General features: G+C 42.2%; 18 protein-coding genes and 2 riboswitches. Of the genes, 3 read left to right on the forward strand and 15 right to left on the reverse strand.

Annotation, left to right across the window (positions count from 1 at the left end):
- Positions 1-13: 13 nt before the first annotated feature.
- Genes AC6I1H_RS06740 through AC6I1H_RS06750 form a run of 3 tightly spaced genes read right to left on the reverse strand, consistent with a single transcriptional unit; the run spans position 14 to position 3198 of the window.
- Positions 14-1090 carry a hypothetical protein gene (locus tag AC6I1H_RS06740; protein ID WP_497740187.1) on the reverse strand — a complete coding sequence of 359 codons (1077 nt, stop codon included), beginning with the start codon at positions 1088-1090 and terminating at the stop codon, positions 14-16.
- On the reverse strand, positions 1062-2231 hold the full coding sequence (locus AC6I1H_RS06745; RefSeq protein WP_497740188.1) for a DUF58 domain-containing protein: 1170 nt from the start codon (positions 2229-2231) through the stop codon (positions 1062-1064). Before AC6I1H_RS06745 ends, AC6I1H_RS06740 begins: the two co-directional genes overlap by 29 nt.
- Position 2232: 1 nt before the next feature.
- Positions 2233-3198: an AAA family ATPase gene (locus AC6I1H_RS06750; protein ID WP_497740189.1), complete on the reverse strand. Its 966-nt coding sequence runs from the start codon at positions 3196-3198 to the stop codon at positions 2233-2235.
- A 212-nt stretch (positions 3199-3410) separates the two neighbouring features.
- Here AC6I1H_RS06750 and AC6I1H_RS06755 point away from each other — a divergent pair, with 212 nt between their 5' ends.
- Positions 3411-4568 (forward strand): IS4 family transposase, encoded by a 1158-nt coding sequence (locus AC6I1H_RS06755; protein WP_497740190.1) that lies wholly within the window; start codon positions 3411-3413, stop codon positions 4566-4568.
- On the opposite strand, the gene AC6I1H_RS06760 is transcribed toward AC6I1H_RS06755, so the two are convergent.
- The 3 genes from AC6I1H_RS06760 to AC6I1H_RS06770 all read right to left on the reverse strand — a co-directional run bounded on the left by AC6I1H_RS06760 (position 4497) and on the right by AC6I1H_RS06770 (position 9105).
- Positions 4497-6308 carry a dynamin family protein gene (locus tag AC6I1H_RS06760; RefSeq protein ID WP_497740191.1) on the reverse strand — a complete coding sequence of 604 codons (1812 nt, stop codon included), beginning with the start codon at positions 6306-6308 and terminating at the stop codon, positions 4497-4499. The genes AC6I1H_RS06755 and AC6I1H_RS06760 overlap by 72 nt on opposite strands.
- A 59-nt stretch (positions 6309-6367) precedes the next feature.
- Positions 6368-8242, reverse strand: a complete 1875-nt coding sequence (locus AC6I1H_RS06765) for an HAD-IC family P-type ATPase (protein ID WP_497740192.1) — start codon at positions 8240-8242, stop codon at positions 6368-6370.
- A 368-nt stretch (positions 8243-8610) separates the two neighbouring features.
- Positions 8611-9105, reverse strand: coding sequence for an MFS transporter (locus AC6I1H_RS06770; protein WP_497740193.1), 495 nt, complete (start codon positions 9103-9105; stop codon positions 8611-8613).
- A gap of 94 nt (positions 9106-9199) precedes the next feature.
- Positions 9200-9258, reverse strand: a riboswitch (Fluoride riboswitch).
- Positions 9259-9373: 115 nt separating this feature from the next.
- Positions 9374-9432, forward strand: a riboswitch (Fluoride riboswitch).
- Positions 9433-9606: 174 nt separating this feature from the next.
- Between AC6I1H_RS06770 and AC6I1H_RS06775 the strand changes: the two genes are divergently transcribed.
- Positions 9607-11142, forward strand: a complete 1536-nt coding sequence (locus AC6I1H_RS06775) for a MutS-related protein (RefSeq protein ID WP_497740194.1) — start codon at positions 9607-9609, stop codon at positions 11140-11142.
- Positions 11139-12638 (forward strand): MutS-related protein, encoded by a 1500-nt coding sequence (locus tag AC6I1H_RS06780; RefSeq protein ID WP_497740195.1) that lies wholly within the window; start codon positions 11139-11141, stop codon positions 12636-12638. The genes AC6I1H_RS06775 and AC6I1H_RS06780 overlap by 4 nt, the downstream gene beginning before the upstream one ends.
- Before the next feature lie 65 nt (positions 12639-12703).
- Here the strand turns inward: AC6I1H_RS06780 and AC6I1H_RS06785 are convergent, their stop codons facing one another.
- From AC6I1H_RS06785 to AC6I1H_RS06825, 9 genes are all read right to left on the reverse strand, one after another.
- Positions 12704-13045, reverse strand: coding sequence for a DUF190 domain-containing protein (locus AC6I1H_RS06785; protein WP_497740196.1), 342 nt, complete (start codon positions 13043-13045; stop codon positions 12704-12706).
- A 13-nt stretch (positions 13046-13058) separates the two neighbouring features.
- Positions 13059-13424 carry a fluoride efflux transporter CrcB gene (gene crcB, locus AC6I1H_RS06790; protein WP_497740730.1) on the reverse strand — a complete coding sequence of 122 codons (366 nt, stop codon included), beginning with the start codon at positions 13422-13424 and terminating at the stop codon, positions 13059-13061.
- Positions 13425-13572: 148 nt separating this feature from the next.
- Complete coding sequence (locus AC6I1H_RS06795) at positions 13573-14667, reverse strand: GerAB/ArcD/ProY family transporter (protein WP_497740197.1); 1095 nt, start codon at positions 14665-14667, stop codon at positions 13573-13575.
- 31 nt (positions 14668-14698) lie between these two features.
- Entirely contained in the window at positions 14699-14914 is a 216-nt protein-coding gene (locus AC6I1H_RS06800) for a hypothetical protein (protein WP_497740198.1), read from the reverse strand.
- 24 nt (positions 14915-14938) lie between these two features.
- Positions 14939-16129 (reverse strand): Ger(x)C family spore germination protein, encoded by a 1191-nt coding sequence (locus AC6I1H_RS06805; protein ID WP_497740199.1) that lies wholly within the window; start codon positions 16127-16129, stop codon positions 14939-14941.
- Positions 16126-17220, reverse strand: a complete 1095-nt coding sequence (locus tag AC6I1H_RS06810; RefSeq protein ID WP_497740200.1) for a GerAB/ArcD/ProY family transporter — start codon at positions 17218-17220, stop codon at positions 16126-16128. Before AC6I1H_RS06810 ends, AC6I1H_RS06805 begins: the two co-directional genes overlap by 4 nt.
- Positions 17221-17239: 19 nt before the next feature.
- On the reverse strand, positions 17240-18874 hold the full coding sequence (locus AC6I1H_RS06815; protein ID WP_497740201.1) for a spore germination protein: 1635 nt from the start codon (positions 18872-18874) through the stop codon (positions 17240-17242).
- Positions 18875-19055: 181 nt separating this feature from the next.
- Positions 19056-20468, reverse strand: a complete 1413-nt coding sequence (locus AC6I1H_RS06820; protein ID WP_497740202.1) for a glycosyltransferase family 2 protein — start codon at positions 20466-20468, stop codon at positions 19056-19058.
- Positions 20455-21639, reverse strand: a complete 1185-nt coding sequence (locus AC6I1H_RS06825; RefSeq protein WP_497740203.1) for a HEAT repeat domain-containing protein — start codon at positions 21637-21639, stop codon at positions 20455-20457. The genes AC6I1H_RS06820 and AC6I1H_RS06825 overlap by 14 nt, the downstream gene beginning before the upstream one ends.

The following is a 21639-nucleotide window of genomic DNA, read 5'->3' on the forward strand; positions in this document are numbered from 1 at the left end:
CAACCGTTCCTTTTCACGCCCGGTGGATATGTGTCAAGCGTCTCATAGAGGCCACGATGTTTTTCCTGACATTCTTCCACTCAAATACCGATTCCCTTTTTTCCTCCACATCTTCTGTCCTGCCTGGCTGCCATTTTCGTAAAACTAGCACCAGGACCTTCACAAATCCAGCTACTACGGCCAATAGAATCATGACTTTAAAAAAAGATGTCACAGCGGGAGGCAGGCCCCTATACTCCGCGTGAGCAAATATTGAATCGCCACCGGGATTTCCTGCGACAGGCTCCGTCTCCTTTAATCTTGCCAATCTTTTTAAAATATTAATAATAAAGCCGAAAAAATAGATTATGGGAGCCACCACAGGCGTTATTATTTTTATGAAGATATCGACAAAGGGGTTGTAAAAATGCTTTATCATGTTAAATAATTTGTTTGGATAGAGCGGATTATACACCGAAAAAATCAGCCCAGCTCCAGCGGAGAGCAGAATTGAAACTGCAATAGCTAGCCAGATCCATCTCTTTCTCATAGAACCCGCATAATGTTCCGGCATTGTGGAACCCACCTGTTCCATGTTATAGAAAGCAAGGATTATCAGAGATAAAATCATATACATAAAAAGGACCGGCAATATTTCTTCGAACAGTTTCGCGCTTTTGACAAAAAATGATAATAATATAAGAAGCGCAGTATAAATCTTCAGTCTGTTCAACATGTCGTAATGTTCTATCCTTGTGTTGACGGAAGCGCCGTAAATAAACGACAGATATACCGTCACAAGCCGCATAAAGCGCGAAAAATCAAATTCAAATGAATGTGCGGGGAGCATGCCGTACAGAGCAAGAACCAGAATGCATAAGAAAAATGCCAACCGTCGTTGAAATGCCCCAGCGAGCTTTGAATGTATATGTTCAAACAGCCTGCCCGCAATTATTAAAACCGCCACTTCCCCGGGCTGCGGCAAAGGCGTTTTGCCGAGTACTCCATGATAGTCTATTACAACGATTCCCATTCGCAAAAGAGAGTACCCCAATCCCAGGATGAAAAGCTGTTTTATTATATTAAGCCAGTCGAATTTCCTCCATCTCACGCCAGTTTCCCTCCCCTGCTACCCTGTATGTTTTAATTCTTTCGGAAACTTTTACATTATTTTTTTTATGTCCTGTCAAAATAAGAATAATATCAAAACCTTTCAATGACATGAATTTCAACAATTCGGTCATGCGGTCATTTAAATATGGGGTTATACAAATTATCTTCTCATCGCGTTTTAATCTCGAGTATGCTTTTAACATCACGTCTTCAATAGTAATCATGCTGAAAGGATGCATGCGGGCGAGGCTTTCCAGAATTACTTTCAGGTGGGATATGCCCCTCCCGTAGGAAATACAGGTGATAAGTTCGGTATCCATATCTTCAGACATTACTCTGGCGTTGCTGAGAAACATGACGTCAAATCCTTCCGATACGGCCTTATTTACAACCGAGGCTGCGGTCATTATGGAAAGCTCCAGCAGGTTTACGTCTATTCCTTCCCATGGAAACTGATACGTACTTATATTTAAAAACACCGCGGCCTTTCTGTTAAAACTTGCGTCATACTCCCTTACTATCAATCTTGCCGTCCTTGCGGAAGCTTTCCAGTCTATGCTCTTTATACTGTCTCCCGGTACATAATCCCTCGTTCCGGATACATTGTATGAATCTTTGAACACATAACTTTTTTTGATGAGGCTTCCCGCCGGGCTGTAATTCATGCCGCTTTCCGTCTTCACATCCACTATGCGGGGATAGACCACGAGTTTTGCCGGAATGTTATTGATCATGCTTACTTTAACAAAACCAAAAATGTCTCCGGATAAAATCCTGGTGGGGCCGAAGAAATAATATCCCCTGTTTTCGCACAAAATTGGATATTTTCTGGTTATTTTTTCATACCACATCGCCGAAAAAAGCGCCGAAAGCATCCGCCTCTTTACCTTGTAATGAGCCGAAGGCCTGCCCTTTAAAAACTCTACGTTGGAGGGCACTTCCGTTTCAACCATAAGCCACGGCATCGGGAGCAGCTTGTTGTTGGTTATCTCCTGAGAATACTCTAGTCGTTCGCCAAAAAAAGCACACTCCCTGCTCAGGCGGTGAGAGAAATTTAATCCCGAAAAGCTGCAGCAGCCCCACAGGAGCGAAACTCCGACGACCAGCGATATCGATATTAAAATCAAGACCCCCAGCATATTATCTGCCCCATTCCTCCAGATTTTCCACCGGCACCGGCACTTTATTCAAAATATCCAGAATCACCTGTTCGGGTCTTACATCCTCCAGCAGGTTTCTGGATGTAAGGACTATTCTGTGGCTCAATACCGGAACCGCCAGGTCTTTTATATCATCGGGAATTACATAAGTTCTCCTCCTCACCGCCGCCAGCGCTTTGGCGCTTCTGTAAAGATAGAGCGAAGCCCTGGGACTTGCGCCCAATCTCATGGAAATATGGTTTCTGGTCTCCCGCACAATGTTCAACAGGTAATCTTCCACTAATCTATCCATATAGATCTCATTTATGTGGTTTATCATCTCTAAAATATCTTCTCTGCCGACAGCGGGCCCAATCTCATCCAGAGGATTTTTTTCTCCAAAACGATGTATAATCTCCCGCTCTTCTTCCAGCGACGGATATCCCATGTCGATTTTCATCAGAAACCTGTCCAGCTGGGCTTCCGGCAGTGGAAAGGTTCCCTCCATTTCGATGGGGTTCTGGGTGGCTATGACCATAAAGGGCATTTCCAGCACTCTTGTAACACCTTCAACGGTAAACTGCTTTTCTTCCATGGCCTCCAGCAGGCTTGACTGAGTTTTAGGCGTAGCCCTGTTTATTTCATCGGCCAGCAGGATATTTACCATGATGGGGCCCGGCCTGAACTCAAACTCCGCCTCCTTCTGATTATAGACATTAACCCCCAGGACATCGGAAGGCATGAGGTCCGGTGTAAACTGAATCCTTCCGAATTTTAAATCCAGGCATTTTGCCATGGTTTTGGCCATCATGGTCTTGCCCACACCGGGCACATCCTCCAGCAGCACGTGCCCTCCGGCCAGCAGGGCCGTCAGTATAAGCTCCAGCGTCTTTTCCCTCCCCACCATCACAGCAGCCGTATTTTGCCTTATGCGGTCGACTTTCTCCGAGAAATCCGCAAAATTCATTCGTAAGACCCCCAATATAAATTTTCTTTTCTCCGGTGATTTTATCAGAATGGCAAGCTCAAATTATGAACTCATTTACTCAACTTTCGCAGATCAAACTATAACTACAAACCTTGATAAATCAATAAAAATAAGCAAACAAAAATGCAAGGAGCTTCCTTTTGTGATATAATGGAATTGGACAAAATATACAAGAAAGGAAGATCCTTGCAATGTCCATTATATCACATTATAACGAAAATGAAAACCGCTTTTCCTCAACTGTCGACAATTTTTTAAAAGAAAATCGCATAGGGTTCCTACTAAAACAGAGCAATTTCTACAAGGAAAAGGGAATTTCATGCTATGCTGTTTTCAAGTTCCTGTTCACTCTTGTATTCTCCGGTAAGAATCTTTACAGGATTCTGGAGTCGCAAAATTCCAATTTGCCCTTTGCCAAGGATGTCATATATAGATTCCTGAACTCTATATATTATAACTGGCAGAAGTTTCTTATGTTGCTGGCATCATCCATAATCCGCAGCAAGTTGGTAGGTTTGACATCGGACAACCGTGTCAATGTCCTAATAATAGACGATTCTGTATACAGTAGGAATAGAAGCAAGGTTGTCGAACTTTTAGCCAGAGTAAGAGACCATGTGGCACAAAAATACGTTAAGGGGTTCAGACTTCTCACCCTTGGATGGTCTGATGGAAATACCTTCATCCCGCTCGGCTTCAACCTCTTGAGTGCACAAACTTCTGAAAACAGGTTGCAACCTATGAACAGTGAAATTGATAAAAGGAGCATAGGCTACAAGCGCCGAATTTCTTCACTCGCGAAAGAAACCGATGCCATGATAGACCTGCTAAAACAGGCAGTGGAGAATAACATCCCTGCAAAATATGTGCTGTTTGATAGCTGGTTTACTTACCCAAGCATATTGTTGAAGATCCTCGGATTAAACCTCCACGTCATAGCCATGGTTAAGAACATGAAGAAAATTTATTACAGTTTTCAAGGCAAAAGAATGAGCCTTCAGTCTATATATTCTTGCGTAAGAAAAAAACGCGGTAAGGCAAAGACTTCTTATGATTCCATTGTTGCCCATACTACTATTGTTTTTGCAAGGTACATCATGCTGGCTGTTGAAAACCGCAATAACAAGGATTTGCGGACTATAGGAGGCTTGTTCTATTACTTCTGTGATGAGCTTCAGGATATAAAGTTCATGGAAGCTTTGCAGCTATTGATTGATGCTCTTAAGACTGCTTTGCGTGAAAAGCTCGTGCTTTCAAAGGAAGCAATCAGTGAGTTTTTAGATTATTTTATGTCTTGTCTGCCCACTTTCCTTAAGGAAAAGTTGGCACTTTGTTCCTGCGAAAGTTGAGTCATTTATTTTTGCCTCCAATTCTTTTAATTGGAAGGATACCGTTTTCAACATTTCAACCTTATCCCGACCGGCCGTTTCTCCCTGCCGCCTCATTTCCGCGGCTTTTTCCACGGATGTCAATATGTTCTGTTTTGTTTCCATTAGCATATCTTTCAAATAACCGGCATAATTTTTGAAGGTTTTTTCCATTCTCTGCGAAATATCGTATCTCATCCTGCCGCACTGCCTGTCGAACTGCTGCTGAAGCCACCTTTTCATGTGGTTCAGAACAATTTTTTTGGCAATAAAACCCGGCAGAAAGGGCGCCGCGGAAAGGGGCGTAGGCACCAGGAAATGCTTTTCAGGTTCCATGTTATAGTAAAAATAGCCCGCCTGCTTAAAACCTTTGATCTGTCTGAAACCTTCGTACTTAATTTCAAATATATCCGCAGTCAAATTCTGCAAATCACAAATGATTGATTCCATTTTTTTCGCCAGTTTCACTGTAACCTTTTCGGATATGTCGACAAGATATCTCAGCTCTTTATTTTTCCATGCGTCAATTACATTCAAGGTCTCGTCGGTGATGTATTCTCTTGATTTTTCTATGAGTTCGCCGGTGGGAAGTCCCGTATTTTCGGCAAAATATTTTTCCAGGGCGGATTCCAGCCTTTCGTAGTTGTCGTTCATGAAATCCTCATAATCCCTTTGGAACCTTGCGAATACCTCTTTTGTCTCCCCTTCAAAAACAAACAATATGTCTTTTTCTTCTTCCTCCACACTTTGAATTTTATCTTTCAATATGGAAATTTTTCTGTCCAGTTCTGCTAAGGGAGTGGTTAAAGCCTTCATTTCAAGGTCGCAGGCAAATTTCAATTGTGAAATTATTCTTTTTGCTGCCATGCGGACTGAATCCAGCAATGCATCTTTTTTCTCAAAAGAAATAAAATCTTCCAGATCGTTTATGAATTCCTGAATGCCGCTTTTTTCCCACCCTGATCTGTCATTTTCCAGGGCAGATTCCAGAGCCATTTTAGCGGAAATGGAGTATATTTTGGTATTTTTCCTGCCCAGTTCTTTTTCCAAAACGCCTTTCGCAAATTCCAGCGCCTCGCTTATATCTTCTTTTTCTGCATAGTCTATCTTGTTCAGCAGAAAAAAAATTTTTACCGCCTTTTTATTCACCTCTTTTAAAAATTCCAGTTCATTTTTAGCCACCGGCGAATCTATGGTAAACAAGAAGATGGCGGCATCTAGTTTCGGCAAAAATTCGTACGTGGCATCCGTATTGTGCTGGAATACCGAACCCACTCCGGGGGTGTCTATGAGGATTATGCCATCTTTCAAGAAATCCGACGGATATTCTACGACAACCTGTCTTACTCCCTTCTCATTATTGGGGTTGCCTTTTTCAGTGACATAATCGTCTAGAATTTCAAGGGGAATCTGGCTTTCTGAACCATCGTGAAATTCTACGGTTATCTTCAACCGCTCGCCGTATTTTATAAGTGTAACTATTGAAGTTAAAGGCACAATGGCAGTGGGAACGATCCTGCCTTTCAACAATGCATTTATAAAGGTGGATTTGCCTCTTTTAAATTGGCCTACCACCGCCAGATTAAACCGGTTTTGAACCAATTTTTGTATTTCATACTCTATTTCATCCTGCAGCTTATCAGCAATATTGATCGAAAGGCCCTTTATATCCTTTAAATATTGAATCAATATGTCTTTTTTGATATAAAAATCCGCCTTCATTTTTTCACGCACCTCTTTTCCAGTCTTTGCATTATTAATTATTAAATGTTGATTCAGGTTTAGAAAAAGGATATCACCATAATTGATAATAGCAAAAACATCATGGCATAGTTCATATGAATAACGCTCAATAACGAAAGATTAAAGGCAGCGTAACTTGAATAATAAATGAGCGACGATAATAATACAAGCGCTGTTTTACGCAATATATCGGTCGTTTTCAATTTTGCTTTTACTTGCGCTCCGATTTTCATTAACCATAAAATCCCTTTTAAATCGTCTTTTATCAATATGTCGGATACATTTTGCGCCAGTATTGAGCTGTGTTCTTGAAAAGAAATACTTATATCGGCCAGTTTTAACGCTATTACATCGTTCGGCCCGTCACCCACCATGGCGACCTTATGGCCCCTCCGCCTTACCGCTTCTATGATAATGCCCTTCTGAGATGGCGCAAGTCTTGAAAAAACCCTGACATATTCGCTTTGAGCGGCAATATCCGCTGTGCTCATTTTTTCCATGTCCCTGCCAGTTATAAAATATCTTGCTGCATTTTGAATAATACCTGCCCTTTCAGCTATATCCACCGCTGTGGATGTAATATCTCCCGTCAGCATCAGGACCCTCTTTCTCCTTTGGTTCAACTCACGTATTACAAAGCATGCTTCTTGTTTTGGAGGATTCTCAAGCACAAAAAGGTTTAAAAAAACGTAACCCCCCGCAGCTTCTCTTTCATAATCGATTTGCTTCAAAAATGCTGACATTTTAAACGCCATTGCTATGACACTATTTCCTTTCTTCAGTATCTCATTTTTTGCTTCGCCTATGTTCAGCATGAAGCTTCCGTCGATATCCCGGATTGTCCCGTCAATCCCCATGTATTTGCGGCACATTTTCAGCACAACCTCGGGGTCTCCTTTAATATAAAAAAGAAGTTCATCATCTTTTCTATAGCCTGTCATCATATATCTTTTTTCAGATTCAAACGGTATCTCAAAAACGCGCTCGAAACCTTCTCTGATTTCTTTTACTGATACCCCGCTTTCCTGCACAAAACTTATCAAAGCTGTGTCGACTCTATTTGAATGGTTTAGACCTTCCAGGAAAACTATATCGTTGCAGAGTGCGCATCCCTGGATAATGTATTTTAAAGGGCTTGATACTGAGGAAAAGGAATTTCCATCTAATTTATTATTATCAATATATACGGAAGTTACTTTCATGTCTCTTTTTGTTATGACTCCGGTTTTATCCAAACATATAATGTCTATATCGTCCAATGAATCAAATATGGAACAATCTTTTACGATGATATTTCTTTTTAATAAATATCTGTAAGCTGTAAAAATGGAAATATAATTAAATATATACCGTTCTTCATATAACATCAACCAAAAATTGACTATAAGATAGGCGTAAACTATTTGCTTGAAGGCAGCTCCCCGGGCTGCAGCCAGGATGAATGCGGGAATCAAAATTATCTGTAAGTAAAAGTGCTGTTTTAAAAATGAAGATATATCAAATTTCAAAAGCTCACTCTTTTTCCCCAGAGTTTCCCTTGAATGCAATAGTATTTTGCCGTATTCTGTTTCCTCCCCAACGGCCGTAACTATCCCTCTCCCGATCCCTCTCAAAACCCTGGTGCCCCTGAAAACCATATTTGACCTGTTAAGAGATAAATCCTGACCTTCTTGATCCGACGCTTTCTTGGTCGCTGGCTTTATTTCTCCTGTCAAATCGAATTCATCAACTTCAAGATTTCTGGCATAAGTAAGCCTGATGTCTGCGGGAATGATATCCCCTGATTGAAGCAGCACCGTATCTCCCATGGAAAGTTCCCGCTCTTTAATCAAAATTATCCTGCCGCTTTTTATTACTCTGACAGGGTTTTCTCCTGTGCTGTCCATATTCTTCGATAATCGGCCTCTTTTCATGAAATTCATCCCTTACGGATCATTCTTCTATCTTAAAGAGCGAAATTAAAACCACTGCCAGTATTGCACATAGAAAACCAAAGTAAAATGGTGCACTGGGATTTATTTTATCCCATAAGAAACCTGCGATTGTACTTGCCGGAAGGGCCAGCAGGCCCAGTGAAGCGTTATAAAATCCAAAAGCCGCTCCCCTATGCCTTTCCTCTACCAGATGTGCAACAAGGGATTGGCAACACCCTCTGTCAACGCATAATATATTCCATAAACCCCATAAAGGAACCAAATGTGCCAGGGAGTTTTTGCGAGCGCAAATCCCAGATACGTTGCGACATAAATAAGCCAGCCTATCTTAATGACCCTGACCCTGCCTATTTTATCTGAAAGAATGCCTCCTGGAACAGATAAGAGTGCATACAGCAGATTAAAGCAAAGGCAAAACCCATGCTTTTCATTTTTGAGGATTTTGCTACGAGAGCATCCCTTGGAGCATCTTTTACTCCTTTACCCACGCCATCTAACATCCTGATTGTAAAAATAACGTTGACGTTATTGAAAAATGCCAGAAACATTCTACCTATGGCAGAAAGAAAATAACCGATAAATACAATGGTTTTTCGCCTTCCCAATCTATCTGATAAGAAGCCTGCTATTATTCTAAAAATGCTTACGACCGTCGTCATACTGCCTTCGATAAGGCCTATTGTTGCCTTATTTATACCCAGTATCTGGGTATAAAAGGTGGGCAGAATAGGTATTATCATATCCTGACTCAAACCACCGAAAAATGCAACCCACCCCAATGCAGTGATATTGCCCATGGCCAATTTTTTATCTTCAGACGTCTTTTTTTCAATGTCTTTCAAATTGATCCCTCCCAAAAAAATATAAAGACGATCCCCGACCTTATTTTTATCATTCCAAGCCCTCCCAAAAAAATTATAGCTCCTACCAAAATCAGTTTTGGTAGGAGCTATTAGCCTTGCGGCACTAAAGCGAGCTCCATCGCTTGCATTATTATATATTTTACCATGCTAACAAAATTTAAGCATATATTTTTGGATTTGTCAAATTGAAATAATTTTTTTCTGATATTGATATTTTGATTTTTCCTGTATATAATATATCTAAATTATAAAATGCGGTGATGGAGCTCACCATAAAAGCAGAATGCTGATGGCTCCTGCTGTAATGAGTATTATCATTAGGGCAGGAGCCTTAATTTTTACTTAGCGTAGGTACGGCAATAGCCATTACAAAGGTGTGCTCTTTAGCATCGGATGAATTATAGGAGAAGGGTTTCATGCATTTGCATATCAGGTTCTGTCGCAGATTATAGAAAGGTTGGAATAGAGAGGTGTTTTTCTATGACTTTTCACAGCATACTATTTGGAACAACTGAAGACAGTATAAAAAAAGAAACGCTTGAAGCGCCCGACTTTTTTGCAGATTTAAATCTTGATCAGATTATAGACGTAATTACGGCCGGCAGGGAGGAATATAATTTAAAACCGTTCTTTTATACTCCCCTGAAGGATATCAACACAATCAAATATCGTCATGAAATAATGCAGGATCTTGAAAATAAAATTCTGTTTGAGAAAATAAAGTCCTTTGCACAAAAAATGCGGGAAATGCGAGATCATCTTGTCAGGAAAGAAAAGCTTTACTACAAATACCAGAAAGAAAGCTGGTTTTTGGATGCGGTGAAAATTTATTGCGATGCCGTTAATTGCCTGCTGGATGATTTAAACCTTGTGGATTTAAAATCGCGCGGATTTTTGGCATTCCGCGAATATTTGGCAAGCTATGTCAATTCCAACCGTTTTACATCGCTTCTGGCTGAAACGAAAAAACTCAAAGCGGATTTGGCCACAGTAAAATATTGCCTGCTCATCAAAGGTAACCGTATCAATGTTCGCAAGTATGAAGGCGAAGCTGACTACAGCATGGAAGTGGAGAAAACATTTGAGAAATTCAAACAGGGGGCTGTAAAAGATTACAGAGTTAAATTTTCTGACTATCCGGAAATGAACCATGTTGAAGCGGGAATACTTGATCTGGTGGCTAAATTGTATCCTGACATATTTTTAAATCTTGACAATTACTGTGAAAAATATAGCAATTATCTGGATGAAACTATAGCCGTATTTGATAGGGAAATACAATTTTATATCGCCTATCTGGAGTATATCGCTAAATTCAAACGAGCAGGGCTTAAATTTTGCTATCCGCAAATTTCCGATAAAAGCAAGGAAGTTTATGATTACGAAGGATTTGATCTGGCTCTGGCTTATAAGCTCATAAATGAAAATTCCACCGTGGTCTGCAATGATTTTCATTTAAAAGCTAAAGAACGCATTTTTATTGTAACCGGCCCCAACCAGGGCGGAAAAACCACCTTCGCCCGCACCTTCGGCCAATTGCATTATCTTGCCAGCCTGGGATGTCCCGTCCCGGGCCAAAAAGCGAAGCTTTTTCTATTCGACAGGCTTTTTACGCATTTTGAAAGGGAAGAAAACATAAAAGACCTCAGGGGCAAACTGGAGGATGAACTGGTAAGAATTCACCATATTTTAAATCAGGCCACATCAAACAGCATTATCATAATGAACGAAATATTTACTTCCACCACATTACAAGACGCCATTTTCCTCAGCAAAAAAATAATGGAAAAAATAATACAACTGGATTTGCTGTGCGTCTGCGTAACTTTTATTGATGAACTAGCCTTTTTGAGCGAGAAAACTGTAAGCATGGTAAGCACCGTAGTTCCGGAAAATCCGGCGCTCAGAACATATAAAATCTTGAGAAAGCCTCCGGATGGGCTTTCATATGCGATATCCATCGCCGAAAAGTATCGGCTCACATATGATTCTTTAAAGGAGCGCATGAAATCATGAAGGTTTTTTTCATGTATAAAGATCGCGATTTTGACCTGGAACAGAAGATGCCGTGGAATGAACAAATACTGACCCAGGACCTGGAACTAGACACGCTTTTTACCGCAATGGCATCAGGTGACAAATTTTTATTCGAAGTGGCGAAAAAAGCCGTCTTGACCGGTTTGAACAATGATTTAGCTACCATGCTGTATCGCCAGAATATTCTCAAAGATTGTTTGAAAAATTCTTCCATTGTCAGGGATATCTACAATATCGCGGTAGAATCAATCAAAAGCGAGAAAGAGCATTATTTTGGCCTTTTCAGCAAGTATCCTTCTACAATACTGCACAGGTCTATAGAAGTGCTGCAGATTTTTGCAGATATGCTCAAAAAACTAAAGAATATCGCCGAGGAACATGCCGAAAAATTTGAATCAGAGGGCTTTGCAAGATTTTTCGCGATGCTCAAAGCCGAACTCAGCAATGAATATCTTGTAAGCATACAAAATCATCTTAAAGAATTAAAATTCCAAAACGGAGTTTTGATCAGCGCTGAACTGGGAAAGGGCAATAAAGGCATCAATTATATACTTCGAAAACCACATGACAAAAAACAGAGCTGGATAGATCGGATTTTCACCAAAAAACCGCCCGTTTACACCTATACTATCGCCGACCGCGATGAAAGCGGCGCCAGGGCCCTGTCGGAATTAAACGACAGAGGCATCAATCTTGTGGCCAATGCACTGGCTCAATCCAATGATCATATTCTCAGTTTTTTTAACGCATTGCGGACCGAGCTGGCCTTTTATATCGGCTGCTTGAATCTATATGAACAACTTTCCCAAATGGATGAACCGATATGTTTTCCCCTGCCCGCTGCTTCCCATGAGCGAAAGTCTTCTTTTAAAGAATTATATGATGTGTGTCTTGCATTAACAATGAAACAAAAAATCGTTGGAAATAATTTGAATGCAGATGGAAAAGATTTATTTATAATCACAGGCGCAAATCAGGGAGGGAAATCAACCTTTTTGCGCAGCATCGGCCTTGCACAGCTGATGATGCAGTGCGGCATGTTTGTACCGGCCGAATCTTTCTGTGCCAATATCTGCAATGGCCTTTACACGCACTACAAACGGGAAGAAGACGTTACCATGAAAAGCGGCAAGCTCGATGAAGAACTCAGCAGAATGAACGATATAGTGAGCAATATAACCTCAAATTCCATGGTGCTGTTTAATGAATCATTTGCCGCCACAAACGAAAGAGAGGGCTCAGAGATTGCAAGGCAGATAACCTCTGCATTATTGGAAAGCCGCATCAAGGTTTTCTTCGTCACACATCTATATGAATTTGCGCGCGGATTTTATGACAAAAGAATGGAAAACGCCATTTTCCTGCGGGCTGAAAGGCAAAGCGACGGGAGTCGGACTTTTAGAATAATCGAAGGAAAACCTCTGCAAACGAGTTTCGGCGAAGATTTGTACAACAGGATATTTGGAAATCGGTAAATAAAAAGGGAATTCAATTTAAAACTATAAGTTAAAATTATAATTTATTGAAAACAAAATTAACTTCATTTTTTTGAAGGAGTATATTTGATTATATCCACATCTTGAAGGACTACCATAAGTCCTTCTTTTATCATGGCATCCAGTCTTTCCAAAATGGAATTGATTCTTTCGGGGATATCTACAATCTCCAGCACTATTGGCAGGTCTTCGGATAGTCTAAGTATCTGGGTGGTGTGAATTCGGCTGTTGGCACCGAAACCTTCAATACCCCGATAGACCGTAACCCCTGCCATACCTTCCTTTTTGATGAGCTTAACTATAGCATGAAACAGCGGCTCGCCATGCCATTTATCCGACTCCCCAATGAAAATCTTAAGCATTTTGCCTTTGCCCTGGATTTTCATAAAAATTGCCTCCTTAAACTATCGCTCTGGCGGCGATTAAACCAAACCACACAGACAAAAGTCCGAGAAAAAGGTTTAAAAATATATTAGTCCCTGCCAGTAATAGATTTCCTTCACGCAAGAATTGAAAGGTTTCGAAAGAAAAAGTTGAAAATGTGGTAAGAGCCCCCATCATACCTGTAGTCAAAAATAGTCTTAAATTTACACTTATATTGCCCATTTCCGCCCCAAAAATCATTACAAAACTTACAATAAAACATCCTACAACGTTTACGATAAGGGTGCCATAGGGAAAAACCGCATTAAACACTTCAGCCGCCCAGCCTGAAATAAGATATCGTAGGATGCCGCCTAAAAAGCTTCCAATGCCTACTGCCATTATTCTATAAATCAACTAGATTCACCACCATAATTAAGCCTGCATCGATAGCTACCATGCGGTTATGGCGCTGTGACAACTATTTTGTTCACATAAATTATCGTATTAATTGACCGCTTTGTCAACCGCATGTCAAATTATATATAAGTCAAAATATTTTCTTTGCAGAATCGAAGGCGAGCATAATCAGTGGAAGCAGCAACTCAAACACCAGGCTGTACAACGGCCATACTTTTGATGCAAATTCGGTTTGTTCAATTACATTTTCATATACAAGAATCGACAGCGCAGTCATTATGATGCCGGAAGGGACGACTATCGGCCTGTAGTTTTTCAGGGCGAAGAGCTGGGCGCACCCTTTTACAAATGCGTAGAGACACACCGATATTTTTATGAGGCCGGAAAGAATCCAGATGACAATCGTAATCGCATCTGTGCGCTCAAAAATCTGCGCCAGTTCTATGCATCGTATCATGGAATGGGTGGAATACATGAAGTTTTTTGCATTTGAACCGAAGACCGCCACAGTCTCCGCCGTTATTACGGTCATAATTAGGGCCGCCGCGAGAATCGCCCCAACCATGATTTTTTTTGTGTCCCGGGGAGCGCTCATACAGGGAAATATCATCAAAAACAGAACACTTTCACCGAAGGGAAAGGTCAGGGGTATCAAAGAGGTTTTCAACACCCGGGAAAATCCGCTTTCAAAAAGCGGCAGAAGGTTTGCCGCATCGAAATCATGGATTGTAAATGAAAAAATAATTATAACCGCCATAGAACTCAATATTACCGGTACCAGCATTAGATTGAAGCGGCACAGAACCTCTATGCCGCTATAAACCGCCATAACCGCAATGAGCATAATGATGGCATTGAACACGACAAGCGGCGTGCAGGGCATCAGAGAAATCACCATAAAATCGCCAAAATTCCTTAATACAAGGGCTCCCAGGTGAAGAGCAAACCACACAAACAAAAGGCCTATAATCTTCCCCGGAATTTCCCCCATTATATCCCGGGCAAACTGGATAATTGACCGCCCGGAAAAACGGATACACAATGTCGTATAAAGCATCGACAATAGGATCCCGGCGCCGGCTGCGATTAAGATCGCAGCCCATCCGTCTCTTCCGGCCATCCCGGTGACCGCTGAAGGTATCATGATAAAAGCGCTGGCCAGGAAAAAATTCAGCGCCAGAAAAAATATCTGCCCCGAGGATGATCTTTCTTCTTTTTCTTTCACGCACACTCAATCCTTTAGAATATATAGTGAATTATTTGAGAAGCCCCGACAGAGGCTTAAACAGAGCCTCTATGGCTTTTGTCGGATTTGGTATCTTTACGCCAAGCACCTGTGGTATGCTCAATGCCATCCCCAATGCAAGAAAAATGAAAAAAACCACCAATTCTCTCCACATCTTGTTTTTTACCATTCCCGGCACTTCTATTAATATAACGCCCGCAAAAACCAAAAGAAGCAAAAATATCACAGCGCACCCTCCTTCCAAGCATTATTATTTCTCCGTTCCCGGCCTTTTCGTAAGAAGACCTATCTCTCTTATATGAGCTTCCACCTGTATGTCTACTTTTGCCTGCCTGAATATGTCATCCCATCTGTCCTTTATATTCCTCCATTCTTCTTTAAATTTTCTATGATAGACCTGGCCAAATCCGAACACATCGACTCCATAAAAGTCTCTCGTCTTATGCAGAGCAACCTCAGCTCTTTTTCTTATTTCATAAGCCATACTCTCTTCCAGTTCACTTACCTTCTCGGGTTTTGCAAGATTTTCCCTGCCCTGCTGTTCAATCATGTCCCCTTCAACCCTTATCTTTACTGTAAAAACAGGAACGTCATCAAGACTTTCGGCTTTTATTTTCGCACTGCTTCGCTTTATCTTAATGGAAACCATTTTATTCGGCTCGTCCGGAGCGGGGATGGTTATCACTCCCTTTACAGGCTGGCCTTTCAGCCATAAAAGTCCCCGGGTTTCGTTAGCGTCCAGCCATCCCACAAGCCTGTCTTCCCTGAACAAAGCCGTGCCGGAAATTTCCACACGCCTTTTATTTTCTGCGCCACTGGGCTGAGATTCGCCCGTGACATGATTTTCATTAATTACTCTGACCCCTGTTACAGCCGGTTGAATTCCATCCTCCGCAAGCATTTCGGTAAATTCCATCAATTTTACCGAATAACCTGTCTTCATCCTTGTAAGAAGCCCCACAGCCTGGGAAGAAGTTTTTTCAAGTATTGAACTTGTTTTTAAAAATTCCTCCGCCGTTCCTTTCGTCACCATCACCCACATGGTCTCCCGCGGTTCCCTGTCCCGCTCAAAAAAATCCGTAATCATTCGAACTCCCTTTTTGGCCATATTTTCACCTATTATCAAAGCGACACAGTGCCCCCAGTATATCTCCCGGGGTATTTTCATGGCAAGGTACCGCTCTGCCTCTTCTATCGTCGCCCCGTCAGCGGAAACTTCCATACTTGCCGCCTCTTTCTGGCCGCCTTTGCCTTCTTCTCCCGAAGCGAAGGCTGTCGGCACCGCCACCTGAACGGTCAGTCTCACTCGGCCTGCGTCAGTCAAATCTATACCCGTGCCCAGTACAATGGCCACCTCGTTTAACTCCTTCCGGCTCCAGCAGCCTGACAGAATGGTCGCTATTATTATCATCCAAATTATTGGCGCAATCCTTTTTTTCAAGCGCTATGCCTCCGATTTTTAATTTGCGATACCAGCCAGAGCAGAAGCGGAATACCCATTTCGAAAACAATGATAGAATAGAAAGGCCAGGTATTTTTCAGAAAATCAAGCTGGTTCACTATTCCTTCATGTATCAGGACCGACAGAGCAACTATGATAATTCCAACCGGAAAAACAATGGGCCGGTAGTCGGAGAGTCCGAACATCCAGGAAACCCCTATAACAGCCGCGAAGTAAAAAATCCCAATCTTTATAAAGCCGCCGATCACCCACGACATAAAAATGATGTAATCAAGCCTTTCGATAAAATTTGCCAGCGATATCATGCGGACCTGGTTAAAGACCGGATACATCATGGCCGACCCCACTTCGGGTCCAAAAATCATGAGCACGCCCGCAATGCCTATAAAAAAATGCAGCCCTACTAATAATATTGCCATATCTGTTATTCGCACAACGCTGCGGTAGTTTTTCAGAACAGGCGAAAAGACGGAAAATACGACCACTTCTCCCATCCAGCTCAGGGGCACCAGTGTCCCTTTTAAAATATCCGCCATCCCCGTATCGAATACCGGCAGCATTCTGGCAAATCTCACATTCATAAAAGAGATGGTAAATACTATTGCAAATACTACCATCATAATGGCAAACATAAGATTAAACCGTGCCAGAACTTCAAAACCGCTCTTTACGGCATATGCTGATATGATTGCGGACACCACAAGAAAAACCGTTATCGGGGTGTCCGGCATTATGGCAGTGGAAAGAAACTCTCCGTATTCCCTCACAACTTCGCTAGCAGTGTGAAACAGCCACCATATGAAGAATGCCCCCATAATTTTCCCCAAAAAGCGCCCCAGGATCTGTTCAGAAAACTCATAGAACGACTTTCCTGGAAAATTCATGACAAGCGAGGATACAAGCCGCCCGATAATCAATCCCATACCTGTAGCAAGAACGGCTGAAATCCACGCATCCCTTTTTGCAATACTTATCGTTATCGCCGGCAGGCTCAAGAGTGCAGTGGGCAGAATCATATTGATTATCAGTAAAACCGCCTGTTTATCATCGATAATTTCTTTCTCCGGCATAAAAAGCCACCTTTTCGCATTATTTCCCGTCTTCCGGCGGCGTGGGTTTTAGACCATACGCCTCTCTTTTTTTATTATATCCGATAATAGACCGAGGATTTGTGAACATTGCCCACCATGGAGCCCTCAGAACCACATCTTTTAAGTCGGAATATGCTGTGGGAACCACCGGCGAAAGATATGGCACTCCAAAGGAGCGCAGGCTGCACAGGTGAATACATATGGCGGAAACGCCCGCAGTCAGCCCGAAAAGTCCCAGAGTCCCGGAAAGTATCATCAGAAAAAACCGGAGCAGACGAAAAGAAATGCTTGCGCTGTAATGAAACGTAAATGACGATATTCCAGTAAACGCCACCACTATAATTGTTGCCTCCGCCACAAAACCGGCCCTTACGGCAGAATCGCCCAGGACCAGTGCCCCGACTATGCTTATGGCCTGGCCAATGGGCCTGGGCAGGCGTATACCGGCTTCGCGGAGCACTTCAAATACTAATTCCATCGAAAAGACTTCAAAAAATGCCGGATAAGGCACTCTTTCGCGCTGTGCGGCAACACTCAGCAGAAGCGCCGTAGGCAGCAGTTCGTGATGGTAACTGACTATGGCGATATAAAGCGAAGGGAGTATAAGCGAAGCAAAGGCTGCTAGATACCGAATGACCCTCACCGCAGAAGTGAAGATAAATCTTTCATAGTAATCCTCGGAAGCATGGAGAAACTCCACTAAAAGACTTGGCACAGTCAGCACAAACGGAGTCCCGTCGACAAAAATTGCTACCCGCCCCTCCAAAAGCATTGCCGCCACACGATCCGGCTTTTCGGTATGATTGATTGTGGGGAAAGGGCTCCACGGTTCATCTTCTATCAATTCTTCTATGTAACCCGTCTCCAGGATGGCGTCAATTTTTATTCTTTCAATCCTTGTCTTTACTTCTTTTATTATCGCTGGATTTGCAACTCCCTCCAGGTAGGCTATGGCCACATCGGTAGTCGACAGCCTTCCGATTTGAAAGGATTCTATCTTGAGATTCGGGTTTTTTATCTTCCTGCGCAAAAGCGAAGTATTGACACGGATAGATTCCACAAAAGACTCCCTCGGCCCCCGCACTGTCGGTTCGGCCTCCGGATCGGTTATGGGACGCGACTCCCAGCCCCTGGCCCCGTTGATTATGGCGGTATCGTGGCCGTCCACCAGCAAAACGGTGTCTCCCGACAGGATCGCATGGACCACTTCGCCCACTTTATTCGTTTCCTTAATCTGGTGTATGCACAGGCCCCGTTCTTTAATGAATTCCAGAGCCTGTGCTTTGGTAATCACACGGCCCGGCACGGCCATCGGCACCTCCAGGGCCAGGGCGCGCATTATCTGGTCACTGACCTGCCCTTTGTCCGCCAGGCCATCCGTATATATCAACGCCAGCTTAATCTGCTCATTTTGAGCAAAAACAAACTCCCGGTAAATTACATCACTGCATCTGTCGAGAATGGTTTTGAGCTGCTTAAGGTTATTTTCCATGTCTTTACCAAGGACCTGGTTTTCCAGAGACTCCATATAGGATACCCCCATAGTTGATCTGTCGTTCGAAGGGTCATCCCGCTTTTTTATGCCGCCCTTGCCAGGCTTTATAAATCTTTTGAACTTACGGAAACCGAACAATCTATCACCGGCTTTTCAATCCATGGTAAAATGTCTTCCGACAAAAAATATTTTTTCCCGCTTAAAAACCAAGTATACCTTAATATTTCAGAATACCAATAAGATTGCCATGCCTCTTTATGTCGCTCACGGAAGGATGAAAAATAAGTAAAAAAATAGCCCTCCCCAGAGGGCTTAATAGCTATCGGTTTACATTAATAAAACTTTTTCTTTTTATACTCCCCCAGTGGCTTTTATGCCTGCTGTAGTTTATGGTACCCATTACTCGAAAGACAGTAGTGAGCTGTCTGTAGCCGAAGTTTTCAAGAACTGCGTAAGCCACCAGTAGTATAAAATCTTTTACACTCCTGTATTTGTTAAACGTATATTCTTCCAGCAGTATTGCCCCGACCGAAAGAATGATCCCGTAAATTATTGATATGGTCAAAAAGAGCAAAAAGAATCGCATATTGATCATTTTAAGAAGATATGCCGCAGGTATCAGCAGATAACCCAGCATTTCCACCACCGGCCCCAGCATCTCGAAAAAAAAGAAGTAGGGCATTGCATAAAGACCTAAAATCCCGTATCTCGGGTTGAATAACATCTTCTTATGGCGGAAAAGAGAGTCAATAAGGCCCACCTGCCACCTTCTGCGCTGTGTTTTTAAGTCTTTAATGTTTTCAGGCGCTTGCGTCCAGCAGACCGGATCCGGTATGAATCTGATTTTATAGGGTCTCTTTTCTTCCCTCATTTTTCTGTGCAGCCTTACGACGAGCTCCATGTCTTCCCCCACTGTTCCTCCTGCGTAACCTCCCGCGCCGATAACCATTTCCTTATCGAATGCTCCAAACGCTCCAGAAATTATCAGTAGTGAGCCGAGCGCATCCCAGCCCATCCTTCCTGTCAAAAAAGCCCTTAAATACTCCACCACCTGAAAGCAGGCGAGCCTGCTTCGCGGAAGCTTTACTTCCCGAATCAGACCTCCCTCAATTACACTGCCGTTGGCGACTCTCACTATTCCGCCCGCGGCCACAGTGCGACTGTCCTCAATAAACGGCATTATAACTCTGACGAGTGAATCGCTTTCCAGAATCGAATCCGCATCAATGCTTACAAAGACCGGATAAATCGATGCATTGATGCCAGCGTTCAGGGCGTCGGCTTTACCGCCATTTTCCTTGTCCACTACCGTGAGATTGAATAATTCCGGATTTTTGTAAACACCTTTTATGGGCTCCGTCTTAAGTCTGATTCTAATCGGCTGGCTTATTTTTTTAAGATTAAAAGCTTCTATTACCCTCTTAAGAGTGCCGTCGGCAGATCCGTCATTCACCACCACGATTTCAAAAAGCGGATAGTTCAATTCAAGAAGTGATTTTACGTTTTCTACTATGGTATTTTCCTCATTATACGCGGGCACTATTACGGAAATCGGTATCATATTGACGGACGATGTGTATCGCCTGTAGTCCGAAGACATCATTTTCCGGATATAGGCGGAAAGGCTCAATGCCGAAAACATAAGCTGCAGAAAATATATTACATTTATTGCCAGCACATAAAATATGATAAAATAATTAAAGTATACGATTGCGGCTCTAATTATATCCATACTGCAATCCCTTTTTCTCCATATATTGCCTTAATTTTAAGGCCAGTTGCGGTAAATTGTTCAAAGGCAAATCCGTGGTGGATGCATGCTCTTTTATCAAGCCGATCGCTTCAAGCGCATAAAAGGCCGCATCTTTGGCAAACTCATCCTGACCGTTGAAAATTTCGGCCAGTACATCTTCATAGTTTCCGAGTTTTATAATCGAAAAAGCCGCATTATATCTAACCCACCATTCCGCGTCTTTTAAAGCTTCTTTAAGATATGAAACCGCCCTTTGTGCGCCTATTTCCCCCAAAGATTTGGCGGCGACTGCCCTGATTCTCCAGTCCGAACTGGAAAGTTCCTTTATAAGATCGTCTACAAATCGAAAATCTCCCATCTGACCCACAGCTTTAACGGCCGCTATTTTCTTAAGAAAACTCTGAGATGACAGATGCCTGCCGACTTCCTCCGAAACCTCCAGTACCCGATCGTTTCCCGCAGCCCTGATAAATATTGAAGATATATATTCATCTTCATGGCCGATCATTTTTTTATATACGGTCACTTTGTCTCCTTCAAAACTGTTTACTATCTCCATTAGATTCCTTTCGCTCAACATTTGAACCTTATATTCTTTGGAAAAGGCCTTCATAAAATACTCATTATTTCCGATTTTTGAAATTGCCAGGAGTGCATGGTATTTCACTTCATACACATCCGTTTTCAGCCTGTCCAGGAGCGAATCGAGAGCTTTTTCGCTTCTGTATTCTCCAAGTCTCTTGCATGCGAGGGCTATCCTGAACACATCCTTTTTTTGAAGGTTCGCCATCTCGTAATCCACAAAACCCAGCTCTTCGCATATCCCGCACAATGCATCTCTCAAATCTCCCTTTATCAGTTCTATATATCCAATCAACCTTTCGGCGGTTATTTCTCTGCCGGAAAAAGTCTTCGAATATTTTTTTAAATCAAGGATATATTTTTTAACATTTTCAGAAACATTTTCAGAATTCGACAATTTTACAAAAAGAGTATCTATGAGGTCGTTAATAATAGACGACTCCTTTTTTCTCTTGTTTTCAAAGACAATTTCTTTCAGTTTTTCATACACCAGATAGACGTACAGCAGCAGAAGAAATAATATAAGAAATTTTAATATGCCGTAAACTACCTTTTCGGCAATCAGCAT

The sequence above is a fragment of the Biomaibacter sp. TOL genome (genome assembly GCF_059717795.1).

Excerpts from the sequence above, each read along its gene's own strand:
- AC6I1H_RS06745 (WP_497740188.1), bottom strand. The coding sequence starts at position 2,231 with ATGCTGGGGGTCTTGATTTTAATATCGATATCGCTGGTCGTCGGAGTT.
- AC6I1H_RS06750 (WP_497740189.1), bottom strand. The coding sequence starts at position 3,198 with ATGAATTTTGCGGATTTCTCGGAGAAAGTCGACCGCATAAGGCAAAAT.
- AC6I1H_RS06755 (WP_497740190.1), top strand. The coding sequence starts at position 3,411 with ATGTCCATTATATCACATTATAACGAAAATGAAAACCGCTTTTCCTCA.
- AC6I1H_RS06760 (WP_497740191.1), bottom strand. The coding sequence starts at position 6,308 with ATGAAGGCGGATTTTTATATCAAAAAAGACATATTGATTCAATATTTA.
- AC6I1H_RS06765 (WP_497740192.1), bottom strand. The coding sequence starts at position 8,242 with ATGAAAAGAGGCCGATTATCGAAGAATATGGACAGCACAGGAGAAAAC.
- AC6I1H_RS06775 (WP_497740194.1), top strand. The coding sequence starts at position 9,607 with ATGACTTTTCACAGCATACTATTTGGAACAACTGAAGACAGTATAAAA.
- AC6I1H_RS06780 (WP_497740195.1), top strand. The coding sequence starts at position 11,139 with ATGAAGGTTTTTTTCATGTATAAAGATCGCGATTTTGACCTGGAACAG.
- AC6I1H_RS06785 (WP_497740196.1), bottom strand. The coding sequence starts at position 13,045 with ATGAAAATCCAGGGCAAAGGCAAAATGCTTAAGATTTTCATTGGGGAG.
- crcB (WP_497740730.1), bottom strand. The coding sequence starts at position 13,424 with ATGGCAGTAGGCATTGGAAGCTTTTTAGGCGGCATCCTACGATATCTT.
- AC6I1H_RS06810 (WP_497740200.1), bottom strand. The coding sequence starts at position 17,220 with ATGCCGGAGAAAGAAATTATCGATGATAAACAGGCGGTTTTACTGATA.
- AC6I1H_RS06820 (WP_497740202.1), bottom strand. The coding sequence starts at position 20,468 with ATGGATATAATTAGAGCCGCAATCGTATACTTTAATTATTTTATCATA.
- AC6I1H_RS06825 (WP_497740203.1), bottom strand. The coding sequence starts at position 21,639 with ATGCTGATTGCCGAAAAGGTAGTTTACGGCATATTAAAATTTCTTATA.